We start from the raw sequence: 16,692 nt of genomic DNA, 5'->3' as shown, positions 1-16,692 counted from the left end.
TCACGTACACCGATACGTCGGACCTGCCGAATGCCAGCAGCCGCACCATCAGCTTCACGGTCAACGATGGCACCACCGACAGTGCCATTGCCACCAAGCTTGTCAGCGTGGATTCCGTCAATGACAGCCCGGTCAACGCCGTTCCGGCGGCCCAGAGTGTCGATCAGAACAGCGCGCTGACATTCAGCGCCGGCAATGGCAACCTGATCTCGGTCAGCGATGTCGATTCCGGTGGCGGCGTCGAACAAGTGACGCTGACGGCAGCCCACGGCGTGGTCACGCTCCCCGGCACGTCGGGCCTGACCTTTCTTGTCGGCTCCGGTACGGGTGATGCCACGATGACATTCACGGGGACGCTGGCTGACATCAACGCCGCGCTGAATGGCCTTGTCTATACACCCACGCCCGGCTATCACGGGGCAGGCAGTATCCAGATCACCACGAATGACCAGGGGCTGACGGGTTCTGGCGGCGCCAAGACGGCTACCGATACGATCGCGATCACCGTCAACAGCATCAGCCCCGTCGTCACCAACGTCGATGCCCTCACCGCCAATGGCACTTACAAGGTTGGCGATACGGTCAGCGTGGTGGTGACGTTCGACCAGGCGGTGACCGTCGATACCACTGGCGGCACACCGACCCTGCTGCTGGAAACCGGCGCGGTGGACCGCAATGCCACCTACATCTCGGGCTCCGGCACCAATACGCTCACGTTCCGCTATACCGTGCAGGCCGGCGACAGCAGCGCCGATCTCGATGTGGCGTCGTCAGCCGCGCTGGCATTGAACGGCGGCGTGATCACCAACGCCAGCAGCGATGCCGCGGTACTGACCCTGCCCGCCGTGGGCGGCGCCCATTCGATGGGCGGCCAGCATGACATCGTGGTGGATGGCATCGCGCCGACTGTGGCTACCGTCAGCGTACCGGCCAACGGCACCTATGCTACTGGCCAGAACCTCGACTTCACCGTCAACTATGGCGAGAACGTGGTGGTCGACACCACTGGCGGCACACCGCGCATCGCCGTGACGCTGGGCACCGGTGGCACGGTCTACGCCAGCTATCTGGCCGGCTCCGGTACCAGCGCACTGACATTCCGCCTGACCGTGGCGAGCGGCCAGCTCGACAGCAATGGCGTGAGCGTTGCCTCCACGCTGGATCTCCACGGCGGCACGGTGCGCGATGTTGCGGGCAACGACGCGGTGACTACGCTGAACAGCGTGGCATCCACCACCGGGGTACTGGTCGATGCCGTGGCGCCGTCTGCGGTAGCCGTCATCGCCGCGGACCCCACGCCGACTGCCGGCAACGCCGTCCACTTCACGGTGACCTTCAGCGAGAACGTCACCGGCGTGGATGTGAGCGATTTCGTCTTGTCGGGCACCGGCACGGCCGCCGGCCAGATTGCCTCGGTGACGCAGGTCGACGGGCACACCTATAGCGTGGTGGTGAACAACGTGACCGGCGACGGCCAACTGGGCCTGGACCTGAAGGCCAGCGGTACCGGCATCGCCGATACGGCCGGCAACGCCATTGCCGGTGGCTTGGCCGGCCAGCGCTACGTGATCGATCACACCGCCCCGGTGGTGCTCGGCGTGAGCGCGCCGGCCGGTGGCGACTACAACGCCGGTAAGGTGCTCGATTTCACGGTGAGCCTGTCCGAGAACACGGTGATCGATACCACCCGCGGCACGCCGCGCCTGGTGCTCGACGTCGGTGGCCAGACCGTCTACGCGGACTACATGTCCGGCAGCGGGACCACCGCGCTGACCTTCCGCTACATCGTTGCGGCTGGCCAGAACGACGCCAACGGCATCGCCGTGACCGCCTTGCAGGCCAACGGCGGCACGATGCGAGACAGCGCCGGCAATGCGTTCGATGTGTCCCTGCACGGCGTGGCGGATACGCGGGCCGTGACGGTGGACACCACGCCGCCCACGGCCGTGGGCATTGCGCGGGTGGATGCGTCGCCCACCTCGGGCAGCGCGGCGAGCTATACCGTGACGTTCGCTGAAGGCGTCACCGGCGTGGATGCTGGCGACTTCGCGCTGACCCGGACCGGCTCCGCAACCGGCATCATCGGCGGCGTCACCCAGGTCGATGCGCGGACCTATACCGTGCTTGTCACCGGTCTCGGCGGCTCCGGGCAGATTGGCCTGACGCTCAATGCAAGCGGCACGGGCATTGCCGACCGCGCGGGCAACCCGCTCGCCGCGGGCGCGAGCGGCGATCCGTACGAAGTGCGCTCGATTGTCCACCTGACGACGCAACCCGCGCCAGCCCCGGTGCCCGTGCCGGGCCCGGCACCGCTGGCGCCGGCCCCGTCGGCGCCGTTGATCACGCTGACCGCGCTCGACTCGGCGCCTGGCGTCGATGCGCCGACCCTCAACCCGCCCGGCAACGGCGCCGGCTTCAGCCCGGATGCCGTTGGCAGGAACCCGTTCAATGCGGATCCGCTCTCCGCCGGCAGCCTGAGCTTTGCGTTGCTCGCGCCCGAAGGGCGCATGGGTCTTGTCGAGGTCGGCAGCGCCGGCAGCATTGGCCTGCAGGCCATGCCGGAGATCGGCAGCTTCTCGGCGCGGGCAGGGGAGGTGGTCAGCATTGCGCTACCGGCTTCCCTTTTCCGCGCAAGCGACCGCGAAGCCACTGTGACGGTGGAAGTGCGCCTGGCCAACGGGCGCCCGCTGCCGCCGTGGCTCAAGTTCGACCCGGTGACCGGCACGCTGACCGGCAAGCCGCCGCAAGGCATGAGCCAGAAGCTCCAGATCGAAGTCTCCGCGCGCGACAACAAGGGCAATCGCGCCAGCAGCCATCTCGACCTGAACGTGAAAGCCTCGGCTGACTCGCGTGCGGGCCTGGAACACGCCGACACGCTCGCACGGGGCGGCGGGAGCCACGCCGATCCGTTGGCCGGCCTCCTGCAAGCCGCGGCGGCGCAGCCAGCCGGCAAGCCGGCGCTGGCAGCGCAGTTCGATCAGTTTGGCCGGCCAGCGCAGCAGGCTGCCAATGCCGCCTTGCTGCGCCATCTGCAAATGAGCCGACAACCGCAAACACCAGCACAGGCACAAGCAGAGCCGGAGCATCAGCCGGAGCAGGCCTAGGCCGATAGCGAATCACGCCATGAATCCACATAAAACGCAGCAACCCCGGAAAGAGGAAAAACCGTTGTCGAACGCTATCTCTCGCCTTGTCCAACCCGGATCCAAACAGCTGGTCTGCGTGTTGGCCGCCACCGCGATGCTGGGCGGCTGTGCCGTCCAGCCCGTCGCCACCACCCTGGCCGAGCGCCAGGCCGAGCTGCCTGACCAACGCCAGGCGATGTTCCAGAACCAGGAGGCGCTTGCCGGCCCGGTCACGCTCGAGGAGGCCATGGCGCGCGCGCTGAAGTACAACCTCGACGGCCGGCTCAAGCTGATGGAAGAAGCCATGGCGCAACGCCAGCTCGACCTGTCGCGCTGGGACATGCTGCCCAGGCTGACGGCCGATGCGGGCTACGCCTGGCGTAGCAACGAGCTCGCGTCGTCCTCCAGGGACGTGGTCACCGGGCAGCAGTCCCTGGTGCCGTCGACCTCGTCGGAGCGCTCACACTACAACGGCGACCTGAACCTGTCGTGGAACGTGCTGGACTTTGGCGTCAGCTACTACACGGCACGCCAGCAGGCCGACCGCGTGCTGGTCATGAGCGAGCGGCGCCGCAAGGTGATTCACCTGATGATGCAGCAGGTCAGGCAAGCCTACTGGCAGGCCGTGGGCGCGCAGCAGCTCGAAGCCAAGGTGGAGCCCATCCTCAAGCTGACGCAAGAGGCACTGGACGACTCCCAGCGCATCGAGAAGGAAAAGCTGCAGTCGCCGCTGGAATCGCTGAACTACCAGCGCCAGTTGCTCGATATCCTGCGCCAGCTCGAAGCCGTGCGCGACGAGCTCGCGCAAGCCAAGCCGCGCCTGGCCTCGATCATGAACGTGCCGCCGGGCGATGACTACGCGCTCGCCGCGCCGGCAGGCTTCAGCCTGCCCAAGTTGCCGGTAGCCGCCGACAAGATGGAAGAAACCGCCCTGATCAACCGGCCCGAACTGGTCGAGGCCGGCTACAACGAACGCATTGGCCTGGACGAAACCAAAAAGGCGCTCGCCAAGCTGCTGCCGGGCGTGACCTTCCAGCTGGGCGCGAACTTCGACACCGATAATTTCCTGGTGAACAACGCCTGGAACAACATCGGCCTGCGCATGAGCTGGAACCTGCTCAACCTGCTCAACGCCGGCAACATCCGTGCCGCCGCCGACGCCCAGTATGAAGTCGCCAAGCAACAGCGCCTGGCGCTGAACATGGCGGTGCTGACCCAGGTGCACGTGGCATATCGGGGCTATATCGGCTACAAGCGCGCCTTCGAGCTGTCCGGCAAGATGAACGACGTGGATCAGCGCATCCTGACGCATACGCAGAACGCCACCCGCTCCGACGCAACCGGCAAGCTGGCCGAGATTCGCGCCGGCGCCAGCGCGGTGATGTCCGAGCTGCGGCTGTATCAAGCCTACGGCGCGCTGCAGAATGCTTCCGGCCAGATGATGGCGACACTGGGTCTCGATCCATTGCCGACGGCCGTTGGCGGCTACGACCTGCCGACCTTGCGCGCGGCCATCGCCGAGCACGAGAAGACCCTGGTCGAGCCGGGCAAGCAGGCCCAGTAATCCAGTCACCCAGCAAACCAGTCACCCAGCAAACCAGTCATCCAGTCATCCAGTCATCCAGTCATCCAGTCACTTGGTTTTACCGTAACTCCGCAATGAAACGCTTTGCATTGAACGCCGCCGCCTTGATTTCGCTGCTGCTGGCGGCAGCCGCTGCCGGCGCGGCACCCGTGGCCGCTCCCACCACGTTTGCCGGCGCCGACAAGGATGGCCGTATCCGCACCCAGCTGGCCGCGCGCGACTTCGCCACGATCTCCAGCGAGCTCAACGCCAAGATCGACCGGCTGCCGTTGCGCGACGGCGACAGTTTCCGCGCCGGCCAGACGCTGGTGTCATTCGACTGCGCGCTGTTCAACGCCCAGCTTCACAAGGCCGAGGCCTCCGCCAGCGCCGCGCAGAAGGTGCTTGCCGTCAACAAGCGCCTGGCGGAGTTGAACTCGGTCGGCAAGCTGGAGATCGAGCAGGCGGAAGCCAAGGCCAAGGAATCGGCTGCGGAAGCCGCCTATATGCGTTCCACCGTCAGCAAGTGCAGCATCGCGGCGCCTTTCTCGGGCCGCGTGACCAAGCGCCTGGCGATGGCGCACGAGTTCGTCACGCCGGGCAAGCCGCTGCTGGAGATCGTCGATTCCAGCGATCTGGAGTTGCAGATGATCGTGCCGTCCAGGTGGCTCGCGCGCATCAAGCCCGGTACGCCCTTCACGGTCCTGGTCGATGAGCTCAACCAGTCGTTCCCGGCCAAGGTCAGCCGCATTGGCGCCAGGATCGACCCGGTGAGCCAGGCGATTTCCATTACCGGCAAGATCGATGGCAGCCAGGCCTCCTTGCTGCCGGGCATGAGCGGCTGGGCGAGTTTCCCCGACAAATGACGCAAGGCGCCGATACACCGACGGCGGTTGCTCCGCTGCTCGCGCTGCTGCAACTGGAGCGCCGCGCGCGGGAAGCGCAAAACGTGGAGGCGCTCGGGTTCGTGATGGCCAACGAGACGCTCAGCCTCGTGCCCTACCGGCAGGCAGCGGTCTGGCTGGAGAGCGGCCTGGGCCATGTCTCGGCCGTCTCCGGCCTGCCGCAGGCCGACGCGAACGCGCCCTACCTGCAATGGCTGACCCAGCTCTGCCGTGGGCTGGCCCATGCCCACGCCGATACCTCGGCACTCGACGCTGACGGCGCGCCAGCTAAAGACGGCGCGCCAGCTAAAACCAGCGCGGACTGGGCGGACTGGCTGCCGGCGCACGCCCTGTGGCTGCCGCTGAAGGACCAGCTCGGCCGGCGCGACGGCGCGCTGCTGCTCGCGCGCGAAACGCCGTTCTCCGAACACGAACTGGCGGTGCTGGCCGAAGTCACGCACGCCTACGGCCACGCCCTGGCGGCGTTCCGGCCCGCGCAGCCGCTGGGCCAGCGGCTCAAGGCCATGCTGCGGCCCGGGCGAACACGCCGCCGGGTCCTGCTTGGCCTGCTGGTGGTCTGCCTGATTCCCATGCGGCTCACCGTGCTGGCGCCGGCCGAGGTGTCCGCGCGCGATCCGTTCCTGGTTCGCGCGCCGCTCGATGGCGTGATCGAGCGCGTGTACGTCCAGCCGAACCAACCGGTGCCGCAAGGCGCGCCGCTGTTCAGCCTGGACACGGTGGCGCTGCAGACCCGCCGCGCCGTGGCCGAGCGTGCTTACGACACGGCGCAGGAGACCTATCGCCAGTCGGCGCAGATGGCGGTGACCGACGACGAGAGCCGCCTCAAGATGGCCCAGTCCCGCGGCGAGCTGGACCAGAGGGCGCTGGAACTCGATTACACCGCCAGGCAACTCGCGCGCGTGCAGGTCAAGGCCGAGCGCGAGGGCGTGGCCGTGTTCGGTGATGTGAACGACTGGCAGGGCAAGGCCGTCACCATCGGCGAGAAGGTACTGCTGCTGGCCGATCCGGCCAAGGTGGAACTCACCGCGCAGATGCCGGTGGCGGAGCAGGTCAGCATCCAGGCGGGCGACACGATCACCTTCTACCCGGACGCCAACCCGACCCAGGCGTTCGATGCCCGCATCATCAGCGTGTCCTACGCCGCGGCCGAAACCGACGGCGGCGTCCTGGCCTATCGCGTGCGCGCCAGCTTTGCCGCCAAGGACGTGCCGCGGCTTGGGCTGCGCGGCACCGCGCGGCTGTCCGCCGGCTGGGTCCCTTTTCTCTATCATGCGCTGCGCCGTCCGTTGACGGTGGCGCGCCAGTGGATAGGCCTTTAACGTGCTGCCCCCATTACGTCAGGACCTGACGCTGCACCCCGGCCCGGCCGATACCAGCGGCGCACCCACCTGGACCTTGCACGACCCGGCCGCCAACAAGTTCTATCAACTATCCTGGCCGGCATTCGAGATCCTTTCGCGCTGGTCGCTTGGCGATGCGCGCGCGTTGCTGGATGCGGTGAACCGCGAGACCACGCTGACCGTGGGCGAGGACGACCTCGAAGCGGTGGTGCAGTTGCTCCACCGGCACAACCTGCTGCTTGCGTGGCGGGCAGAAGACAGCGCGCGGCTGGGCCGCATCGCGGGCGCGCACCGCGTGAGCAAGGCCATGTGGCTGCTCAAGCATTACTTGTTCTTCCGCATGCCCCTGGTGCGGCCCATGCCCATGCTGCAGCGTTGCGCGCCGTGGGTCGAATGGGCGTTCAAGCCGCGTTTCTGGTGGGGCGTGGGGATGGTTGCCTTGCTTGGCCTTTACCTGGTATCGCGCCGCTGGGATGAATTTACCCATACCTTTGCTTCCTATGCGGGCTTGCAAGGATTGCTGGGCATCGGGCTGGCGCTGTCGCTGGCCAAGGTGCTGCATGAGCTGGGCCACGCGTTTACCGCGTACCGTTACGGCTGCCGCGTACCCACGATGGGGATCGCTTTCCTGGTGATGTGGCCGGTGCTCTATACGGACACCAATGAAGCCTGGAAGCTGATGCGGCGCGAGGACCGGCTCAAGATCGGCGCGGCCGGCATGCTCTCGGAACTGGCGCTGGCCGCCTTTGCCACGGTAGCGTGGAGCTTTCTGCCGGACGGGCCGTTGCGCGCCGGGGTGTTCATGCTGGCGACCAGCACATGGCTGCTGACCCTTGCCATCAATGCCAGCCCGTTCATGCGGTTCGACGGCTACTTCCTGCTGGCGGACTGGCTCAATATGCCCAACCTGCACGACCGGGCATTTGCGATGGCACGCTGGTGGCTGCGCGAGCGGCTGTTCGGCTTCGGGGATCCGGTGCCCGAGCCCTTTTCCGTCTCGCGGCGCCGCTTCCTCATTGTCTTTGCCATCCTGACCTGGCTGTACCGGCTCGGCTTGTTCTTCGGCATCGCACTGACCGTCTATCACTTGTTCTTCAAGACGCTGGGGCTGGCCCTGCTGGCCATCGAGCTAGGCGTGTTCATCGTCATGCCGGTGGTTCGTGAAGTGCTGGTATGGCGGCGGCGCCGTGCGGATATCCACTGGAACGCGCAGACCAGGCGCGCCGTGGTCCTGCTCGGCTTGCTGCTTGCCCTTGTCGTGATTCCATGGCGCGGCACCCTGCGCGCGCCGGCCGTGCTCAGCGCCAGCCAGAGCCAGTCGCTCTATGCGGCCCAGCCCGGCTATGTGAGCGGTGGCGCGGTGCAAGCGGGGCAGACTGTCGCCGCGGGCCAGTTGCTGGCGCAGCTGGTCTCGCCGGAACTGGACTTCCGCCTGGCCGCCGCGCAGGCGCAGGCACAGCAACTGCGCTGGCAAATGGAGCAGCAACCGTTCGCCACCAAGCTGCGCGAGGAGGGCGACGTGCTGCGCCGCCGCTGGGCCGCCGCCCAGGCGGAAGTGACGGGCCTTGCCGAAGAGCGAAAACGCCTGGAAGTGCGGGCGCCGTTTGCCGGGCGCGTGGTGGATGCCAACCTGTTTCTCGCCGACGGCGCATGGCTGGCTCGCGGCGAGCCGCTTTACCATATCGTCGGCCAGGATAACGCGCTGAAAGCAGAAGCCTTCATCGGCGAGCAGGATCACGCCACGCTCAGCGCCGGCAGCAGCGGCGTTTTTGTTGCCAACCTGCCGGAGTTCGGCTCGGTGCGTTGCGCCGCCGCGCAGACGGACCAGGTCAATGTGGCCGGCCTCGAGCAGCGCACGCTGGCCAGCCTCTATGGCGGCCCCATTGCGGTTACGCGCAGCCAGCACAACGGACTGGCGCCAACCACGGCCATCTTCCGCGTGCGCTTGTCGCATTGCGACTCGCTGCCTCTGACACGCGAATTGCCGGGTACCGTGCTGCTGGCCCGCCAGCGCCATAGCCTGGCGGGCGATGCCTGGACCGCGCTGCTGGGTCTGATGCAGCGCGAACGCGGCCTTTGATCGCGCAGCCCCACGCAAACATACCGGATCACGCACAGCATGCACTTTGCGCCAAACGCATCGAACGACACCAGGCACTGGCCGGGAACGGTATGGATCACCGGGCTATCGGGGGCGGGCAAGACCACGCTCAGCCACACCCTGCGCAAACGGATGCTGGCCGCCGGCCATCCGGTGCTGCTGCTCGATGGGGATGAAATGCGTGCCGGCCTCAATCGCGATCTCGGTTTTTCGCCCGAGGACCGCACGGAGAACATCCGCCGCGCCGCCGAAGTGGCCAGGCTCGCCAATCGCAGCGGGCTGTGGGTGGTGGCGGCATTCATCTCGCCGCTGCGCAGCCAGCGCCAGCAGGCGCGCGAGATTATCGGCGGTGACGCGTTCCTTGAAGTGTTCCTCAGCGCTAGCTTCGCGGTCTGCGCGCAGCGCGATGCCAAGGGACTCTATGCCAAGGCGTCAGCCGGGCAGATCAGCCAGTTCACCGGCTTGAGCGCTCCGTACGAAACACCGCTTGCACCTGACCTGGCGATCGATACCGAAGTCGTCGGGCCGGAGCTGGCGGCGGATTCGATCTACGCGGCATTGGCAGTGCGGCTATCGCCAGCGTGAAATGAACGCGTCCGGTTGAACGTCCCGTACATCCGGCCGTTTGCCAACACCCCTGGCGGAGCGCGGATGTCAGGCTCGGACTCGCTCCTGCCTGACTCGGCGATCGAGACCTTCAAAAGCGCCATCTATCAGAAGTACGCGTTGTCACGAGATTGCGCGCCTGCCGATGCTGGCCAGGCGACGGCTTACACGGCGACGCAGCCGATCAGCTTCCAGCTGGACTAGCGCGCTACGCGCCCCCTCCCTCGGTAGGGTCTATCTCCGCTGTACCTGACCGTTACTATGCATGCCGCCACCTTGCGGCGGCTATCCTTTGGCGAGCGGGCATCTCGGTCACCCGTATGCTGACGGATCAAACTCCAATAAACAGAAGAAGAGTCATGCAATTCACGAACAGAAATCATTCGGGTAATTCGGGTCGTTCTTTCATTCGTCAGCTCTCGCTGGCTTTGTTGGTCAGCGGCGCCGCGCTGCTGTCCGGATGTGCCAGCACCTATGTGGATACCGCGACCAAGGAGGTCCCGGTAGCCGACATGAAAAAACCAGAGCAGCCAAAGCAAGTACAGCTCGTGTTCGAGTTCCAGACCAAGGGCGCGCCCAATGCACGGGTCACCAGTTTCCTGAAGGAGGACGTGGCCAAGCAGGTTAAGGAGAGCGGCCTGTTTTCCACCGTCGCAACGGAGCCGGTGCCGGGGGCTTCCCTGCTCAGCGTGACACTCAACAATGTTCCCTTGACGACGGACGCGGCGAGCAAGGGCTTCGTGACGGGGCTCACCTTTGGCCTGGCGGGCAGTGCCGTTACGGATGGCTATATCTGTACCGTCAGCTATCTGCCGGCCGGGCAATCCACCCCCATCGTGAAGACGGCGCGCCATGCCATCCATACGACGCTGGGTAATGCCAGCCCCCCGGCCGGCGCTGTGAAGTCCGAGAACATGGCCGTGGCGGCTCAGAAGATGACGCGCGACGTACTGAGCAATGCCTTGAAGGATCTGTCCGATGACGCATCCTTCCATTGATGCTGGCGGTCGCGGGCGTGCCTGCCGCCTGGCGGCCCTGCTGATCTGCATGGCAGGGCTGCTGCAGCTGGCGGGGTGCGCGGAAATGCGCATGGGCCAGCCGAAGGCGACGATCGAGAACGCGGCAAAGCTCCGTGGGGCCGGCCTGGCGCCCGTGGAGGTTGGCCGTTTTACACCGGACCCGGCAAAGGGTGCGGGGCTGGACCAGGGCGTCAGCATCCGGAGCAACAAGCTGCGTTCGCCCGTGGAGGATTCCTTTGCGCAGTACTTGCGGCAGACGTTGCGGGTGGAACTGGCTTCTGCCGGCTTGCTGGATCCTGGCGCGGATGCCGTAGTGAGCGGCGTCTTGGCTGACAGCCAGGTGGACGCGCCCATTGGCCAGGGAACGGCTTCGCTCGGGGCCCGGTTCGTCGTGACCCGGGCCGGTAACGTGTGCTACGACAAGCGGCTCGATGTCACTGCCACATGGGACTCGCCATTCGTCGGCGCGACTGCCATCCCGCAGGCAGCCGGGCAATATGAGGCGCTCTACCGCAAGCTGGTGGGCGTGTTGCTGGTGGATCCTGCCTTCCAGTCCGCACTCGCAAAGCCATAAGTCCGGTCGCGGTGTTTCGTTTCCCGACGACCCCATGGCACTGACAATCCGCCCGGAAACCCCTGCCGACATCGCCGCGATCGGCCTTGCCATTCCAAGGCAACCGCCCGCGGGCGCCGTGCGCGATCACGAGGCGTTCGACGCCACGGCGTGGTCGCCGTGCGTTGCGAAATCCGGATTGACGCATTGCACCAGAAGAAACGGAGGCGCCACGTCTAGCGCTGGCGCGGGCCGGGCGGTATTGTCCGGCGTGCAGGAATGTGTATCGGTTTATCTCAGGGTTTCCCCTAATCGCTGAAGAGGAGTAAATTCAGGCCTCGCCATGCCGTACTGGATGTCGGCGAGATCCCCGGATGCAGCGTTAATCCGAGGGTGTCCAGTGATCATGTCGCGCTCCGCCATCGGAGAAGCAGGATGTCATGTTATTGGCGGAGCCCCGTGCCTAAGCGCATCCCGGTGCGCTTTCACCCAAGTCAGCAGGAAAGGAAGTGATCCCATGAGTTCCACCATCGAAGCACTATTCCCCAAGCAACAAGGTGCCGCCGACAGCGTCGTTACCGCGCTCAACCACCAGGAGATCCTCGTTGCCCTGTCGGCGCTGGTAGCCGACCAGCGCGTGGCCGTGCTCCACATGCTGTACCCGCGCACGGACGCACGCACGCATACAAGCCTTGACGCACTGGTCAGCACGCTGCACGGCCACGGCCTGCACGAGGTTGCCACGCTGGTTTCCCAGGAAGCGCACTACCTGGTGTTCAAGGACCCCGCCAAGGCATGGAAAGCGTTCCAGGAAATCCGCCACGACTCGCTGGCGATCGGGGTGCACCTGTACTACAAGGGGGTCTCCGGAGACCATGCGGAAAAGTCGCTCGATGCGGACGCGCACCAGAAAGTGGACACGCCCGTGCGCCATCTCTGAGCGGCTTTTCGCCGCCGGCCGGACGGGCAGGGGGCAGGCCGCTGGTGGCCTCCCCCTGCCGGTTTTCCGGCGTAGAATTCCTCGTCGGGATAGCGAGAGGAGCGCGCATGCCGGACCTTTCATCCAGTATCGAAGCGACCCTGGTCCCGGTGCGTCCCGACCGGGAAATCGCAACCAGCCAGCGCTTGCCCTACTTCGTCGGCATTTCCGCGCTTAGCGCGGGTGCCAAGGGCTTGTCGATGTACCTCGTGGTCGTGCCGCCGGGCGGGCACGCCGAGCCACACGTGCACTGCGGCTACGAGACGGGCATCTACGTGCTGGACGGGCGTGTCGAGACCCGCTACGGGCCGGGGCTGCGCCAGTCGGTCATCTCCGAAGCCGGCGAATTCCTGTTCATACCGCCGGGGGTGCCGCACCAGCCGTTCAACCTGAGTGCGACGACGCCCGCTAAAGCCATCGTTGCGCGCAACCAGCCGGACGAGCGCGAGCAGGTCTTGCCGTACGATCCATCGCTGGGATGAGAAGGCATCCCTTCACGCCACGCTACGAAACATGAACATCGCGCTTGAAAGTCCCCGGCAAGCGGAAGTCATCCGCCTGATCGACGAACTGGACGCCTACCAGAAGCCGCTGTACCCGCCAGAGAGCCATCACGGCATCGATATCGACTCGCTGTCCCAACCCAACGTTCTCTTCGCCGTCGTGCGAGACCAACTGGGCACTGCCGTGGGTTGCGGGGCGATGGTCCTGCAGCCGGAGTTCGGCGAGATCAAGCGCATGTTCGTGCGTCCGGCGAACCGGGGCGGCGGCATTGCGATGCGGCTATTGGCCACGCTGGAGAAGGAAGCCAAGGCCAGGGCCTGTCCACGCTTCGTGCTTGAGACGGGCGTTAGCCAGCCCGAAGCGCTGGCGCTGTACGCCCGTGCTGGCTACGCAAAGTGCGGCCCGTTCGGAGGCTACGCTGATGACCCGCTGAGCGTGTTCATGCAAAAGGACGCGGCCTGACCATTCGAGGCGGAATGCCGCGCGAAGCATGGAAAAAAAGCGGACAAAAAGTGGACGAATCGTGGCATTGACGGGTGGGCGGAGTATCATCGGGCCGCCTGTCACTCTTCTGCGTCCCGGATGTTCCGCATTCCTGCCATCGCTCGATCCGAAGTTCTCCCTGTTCTCCCTGTTCCCCGCGCTCCCCACGCTCCTCGTTTTTCCCGATGGCTCGGCGCCGCGGCGCTGGCGCTGGCCTGCCTCGGCGGCATGCCGCATCCGGCGCTGGCCTACGATATCGGCGCGGTCATCGACGCCATGCGCCTTAGCCGCTACGCCCTTAACGCGCCGGAGCGGCGCGTGTGGGGCACCGAGAACGCGCGCGATGCGCTGCTGGTCGGCCAGGTCGAGAACCGCTTGTTCTTCTACCGCTACCTGCGTGAAGGCAGCGGGTCCACGCTGGCGTTCCGCTCGCCGCCGCTGGTGATCGACCCCGCCGCGTGGCGGCCGTCGCATGAGGAAAACGTGTCCGTCACCACGCCCAGGGGCGACGAGACTTACTACTGGGTGGCCTATACCTACAACGATGTCGACGGCAAGCAGGTGAACGGCTACCTGGTGGACGCCGCCGGCGAAGCCATCTCGGTGCGCGCCGACGCCAGCACCGCAACGGTGACCAGCACGCGGCCCTGGGACGCGGCGCGCCAGGCACAAGCCATGGTCACGCTGCGCAAAGCCCTGGTGAGCTATCCCAGCCGCCTGACGGCGATGCCGGCCGACTTGCGCTTCGTGCAACACCAGCCTGCCGACACGCTGGCAACCTTCCGCGCGCTGCACCAGGCCGCGCGTGCCATCCCCCGCGCGAAGACCGCGGAATTTGCTCGCGCGCTGGCGCAATTGCGCACCTTCGTCATGGAGCGGGACTACCGCGAGATCGATCCCAAGGGCGAATACCCCGACACACTGGTCGCCTTGAACGACTATGGATTCTGGCTGGCCGAGGCCGGCGATGCCGCCCAGGCCGACCTGATCCTGGGCGAGGTGCTGCGCCGGGACCCGTCGCGCATCGCGGCCTACCTGAACCGCGCGGACGCACGCTGGCAGCAGCGCGAGCGCGAGCGCGACACGGACAAGCGCGACTATTACCTGGCGCTGGCGCGCGAGGACTACCGCCAGTACTGCAGCCTGCGGCTGGTGTCCAACAATGCCATCCCGTCCAACGTGGCGGCCCGCATCAGCGCCGCGCTGGATGAGAAACAGCTGACTCCGGCCACCTGCCGGCCGCGGCTGGAGATCTTCCCTGCCATCAAGGCCGGCGACCTCAAGGCCGTGCGCATGCAACTGGCGCGCGGCCAGGATCCGAACGGGGTCAACGAGCATGGTGTCTCCGCGCTGAGCGTGGCGGTGTATTACCAGCAGGAGGAGATCGTGCGCGCCTTGCTGGCCGACGGCGCCAAGGTGGACGGGCCGAACCGGGGCTCGGCCTTGATGGCCTCCGCCATGCCGGACGGGCGCGACAAGCGGCCCTTGGCGCAGCGCTACGCCATTGCCGATATCCTGCTGGCGGCAGGCGCCTCGCTGCTGGCGCCCGACATCAATGGCACGCCTTTGCTGATCACGCGCACGTCCTACTACGGGGACGATCGCGCCACGCTGGCGTATCTGCTGTCCCACGGCGCGGATCCGAACACGCATGACAAGAAAGGCCGCACCGTGCTGCACGCGGCCATCAGCAACTCTCGCACGCGCTGGTTTGCGGATCAGCTGCTGGCCAAGGGCGCGGACATCAACGCGGCCTACATCCGCATGTATTACGGCAATAGCCCCATGTGGGAAACGCCGCTGCTCGAAGCGCTGCGCGAGTCGAGCGGCGAGCTGAAGCCGGGCGTGGCCCTCGCCATCCCGGAGCGCGTGTCCTTTGTGCTCGATCGTGGCGCGGACTCTTCGGCGGGGGGCTACGGCGGCAAGGACGCCGTGGCGCGCAACGGCCTGGAAGAGGCGCTGCGCCTCTCGGCCTCCTATTTGCAGCCCGCGCTGGTGGATCGCCTGGTGCAGGCCTCGCGCAAGCCGGCGGCGCCGCTGACCAGCGAGCCCCTGTCGGCCCTGCTGCGCACCTGGAGCTACCTGGAGGCGCGTGCGCAAGCCAGCAAGGACAGCCCCGCCTGGGACGGCCTGCGCGCCAGTGCGCGTGCCACGGCCGAGCGGATGGTTGCGGCCGGCGTCAGCCTCAAGTACCAGGACAGCGCACAAGGCTTCAAGGACAACGCGATCGCGCCGCTGAGCGCACCGTGGCTGCCGGATGACCTGTACCTGGCATGGCTCGAGGCGGGCGCCGACCAGACCGATCGCAGCGACGGCGGCGTGCGCATCAACAGCGTGGACCTGAACGACGCGCTGCCGCTGGTGATCATGATGCAGCTGGGCCAGCAAGCCAAGGTGAAGATGCTGCTGGAACACGACGCCGCGCTGTACCGCGACCCGCAGCGCTGCGGCATGGCCGTGGCGGATGTGCTGTCGTGGCAGCTGGGCAATGCGGGCAAGGCCATCAGCCCGGAAATGGCGGGCGCGATCAGCCATGTCATGCAGGGCGCCGCCAAGGCCGGCAATTGCGATATGAGCATGAAGGCGCGCGCCCGGCCGTATATCGGTGTGCGTGCCGACGAGCTGGCGCGATATCTTGAAGCGGGCGTTGCCCGCCGCTAAGCGCTACCTGGCGCTAGCCGTTCGCCGGCGGCTGGCGGGGCGCGCAAGCATGCCGTTGAGCAGCACGTCGATGACCTGCTCCGCGTGCTGCCCCGCCTGTTCGGCCGTCATGGGCCCGACGCCATAGAGGCGTTGGATCAGGTGCGTGGCCGATTGCACGGCCGTGAGCGTGGCCGTCATCGTCACGCTGGCGTGTTCGGGCGGGTAGGGCTTGAGCAACTGCGCCGCGTGGCACTGCGCGATGAGCGCGTCAAGCTTGTCATGGAACGGCTTCATGTAATTGTCCACGAGCCAGTCCAGCCGGGGGCCATCCTGCGCGACTTCCATCAGCACGAGCGAATGCGCCGCCGGATGCAGGATATTGCTGACCGCGAAAGCCCTTAGCGCGGCTTGCAGCCGCGCGAGCGGATCGGCGGGATCGCGCGCATCCGCCGCTTGGCCTGATGCCGTGAGCGCTCCCGTGTACGCGTTCTCCACCACCGCGCGCCACAGGCCCTCCTTGCTGCCAAAGTGGTAGTTCAGCAGTGGCTGCTTCACGCCCGCGCGGTTGGCGATCGACAGCACCGAGGCACCGTCATACCCCTTCTGCGTGAACTCGATCTCGGCGGCTTCGATCAGCCGTTGCCGCCCCGATGCCTCGGCGGCGCGGGAGGCGCTTGCCGTGGCCGCGGGCGGCTCGGCGGCTGGCTTGCGGGCGGGAGTCTTGGGGCGTCGGGTCTCGACAGGGGTCATGTTGGCTAGGGACGCGGTTCGCACACGGTAACGATGCCGCCATTCTCCCATATGCCCGGGGCTTGAATCCGCGCCGCCCGGCGCCGGTAACGCCCATGCTTTTCCAACCATCCTGATATA

The 16,692-nt window shown here is 66.5% G+C and carries 14 protein-coding genes; 13 read left to right on the top strand and 1 reads right to left on the bottom strand.

The genetic code is table 11. The features are described from left to right. The 13 genes from OR16_RS13255 to OR16_RS13195 all read left to right on the top strand — a co-directional run. On the top strand, window positions 1-3,104 hold a 3,104-nt coding region (locus tag OR16_RS13255; protein WP_006158467.1), incomplete at its 5' end, for a putative Ig domain-containing protein. 118 nt (window positions 3,105-3,222) lie between these two features. After that, on the top strand, window positions 3,223-4,689 hold the full coding sequence (locus OR16_RS13250) for a TolC family protein (protein ID WP_237717047.1): 1,467 nt from the start codon (window positions 3,223-3,225) through the stop codon (window positions 4,687-4,689). 95 nt (window positions 4,690-4,784) lie between these two features. Then, the gene (locus OR16_RS13245) at window positions 4,785-5,555 is read left to right on the top strand and encodes an efflux RND transporter periplasmic adaptor subunit (RefSeq protein WP_006158465.1); all 771 of its coding nucleotides are present in this window, start codon (window positions 4,785-4,787) and stop codon (window positions 5,553-5,555) included. Further along, the gene (locus OR16_RS13240) at window positions 5,552-6,913 is read left to right on the top strand and encodes an efflux RND transporter periplasmic adaptor subunit (protein ID WP_006158464.1); all 1,362 of its coding nucleotides are present in this window, start codon (window positions 5,552-5,554) and stop codon (window positions 6,911-6,913) included. Before OR16_RS13245 ends, OR16_RS13240 begins: the two co-directional genes overlap by 4 nt. 1 nt (window position 6,914) lies before the next feature. Then, the gene (locus OR16_RS13235) at window positions 6,915-9,014 is read left to right on the top strand and encodes an HlyD family efflux transporter periplasmic adaptor subunit (protein ID WP_006158463.1); all 2,100 of its coding nucleotides are present in this window, start codon (window positions 6,915-6,917) and stop codon (window positions 9,012-9,014) included. A 39-nt stretch (window positions 9,015-9,053) separates the two neighbouring features. Beyond that, a complete protein-coding gene (gene cysC / locus OR16_RS13230) occupies window positions 9,054-9,620 on the top strand; it encodes an adenylyl-sulfate kinase (protein ID WP_006158462.1) in 567 nt (188 codons plus the stop codon). Between the two features lie 66 nt (window positions 9,621-9,686). Then, window positions 9,687-9,845 carry a hypothetical protein gene (locus tag OR16_RS44045; protein WP_158001351.1) on the top strand — a complete coding sequence of 53 codons (159 nt, stop codon included), beginning with the start codon at window positions 9,687-9,689 and terminating at the stop codon, window positions 9,843-9,845. 155 nt (window positions 9,846-10,000) lie between these two features. Next, on the top strand, window positions 10,001-10,639 hold the full coding sequence (locus OR16_RS13225; RefSeq protein ID WP_043419591.1) for a hypothetical protein: 639 nt from the start codon (window positions 10,001-10,003) through the stop codon (window positions 10,637-10,639). Continuing rightward, entirely contained in the window at window positions 10,620-11,234 is a 615-nt protein-coding gene (locus OR16_RS13220; RefSeq protein WP_006158460.1) for a hypothetical protein, read from the top strand. Before OR16_RS13225 ends, OR16_RS13220 begins: the two co-directional genes overlap by 20 nt. 496 nt (window positions 11,235-11,730) lie before the next feature. Next, window positions 11,731-12,153: a hypothetical protein gene (locus OR16_RS13215; RefSeq protein WP_006158459.1), complete on the top strand. Its 423-nt coding sequence runs from the start codon at window positions 11,731-11,733 to the stop codon at window positions 12,151-12,153. 107 nt (window positions 12,154-12,260) lie between these two features. Then, the gene (locus OR16_RS13210) at window positions 12,261-12,674 is read left to right on the top strand and encodes a cupin domain-containing protein (RefSeq protein ID WP_006158458.1); all 414 of its coding nucleotides are present in this window, start codon (window positions 12,261-12,263) and stop codon (window positions 12,672-12,674) included. A 31-nt stretch (window positions 12,675-12,705) separates the two neighbouring features. Further along, window positions 12,706-13,158, top strand: a complete 453-nt coding sequence (locus tag OR16_RS13205) for a GNAT family N-acetyltransferase (RefSeq protein ID WP_006158457.1) — start codon at window positions 12,706-12,708, stop codon at window positions 13,156-13,158. A 249-nt stretch (window positions 13,159-13,407) separates the two neighbouring features. Then, window positions 13,408-15,840, top strand: coding sequence for an ankyrin repeat domain-containing protein (locus tag OR16_RS13195; RefSeq protein ID WP_006158456.1), 2,433 nt, complete (start codon window positions 13,408-13,410; stop codon window positions 15,838-15,840). Between the two features lie 3 nt (window positions 15,841-15,843). On the opposite strand, the gene OR16_RS39690 is transcribed toward OR16_RS13195, so the two are convergent. Further along, complete coding sequence (locus OR16_RS39690) at window positions 15,844-16,572, bottom strand: TetR/AcrR family transcriptional regulator (protein WP_006158455.1); 729 nt, start codon at window positions 16,570-16,572, stop codon at window positions 15,844-15,846. Window positions 16,573-16,692 lie beyond the last annotated feature (120 nt).

Source organism: Cupriavidus basilensis OR16, assembly GCF_000243095.1.
In the GTDB taxonomy this organism is placed as follows: domain Bacteria; phylum Pseudomonadota; class Gammaproteobacteria; order Burkholderiales; family Burkholderiaceae; genus Cupriavidus; species Cupriavidus basilensis_D.
This window is presented reverse-complemented; position numbering and strand designations above follow the sequence as displayed.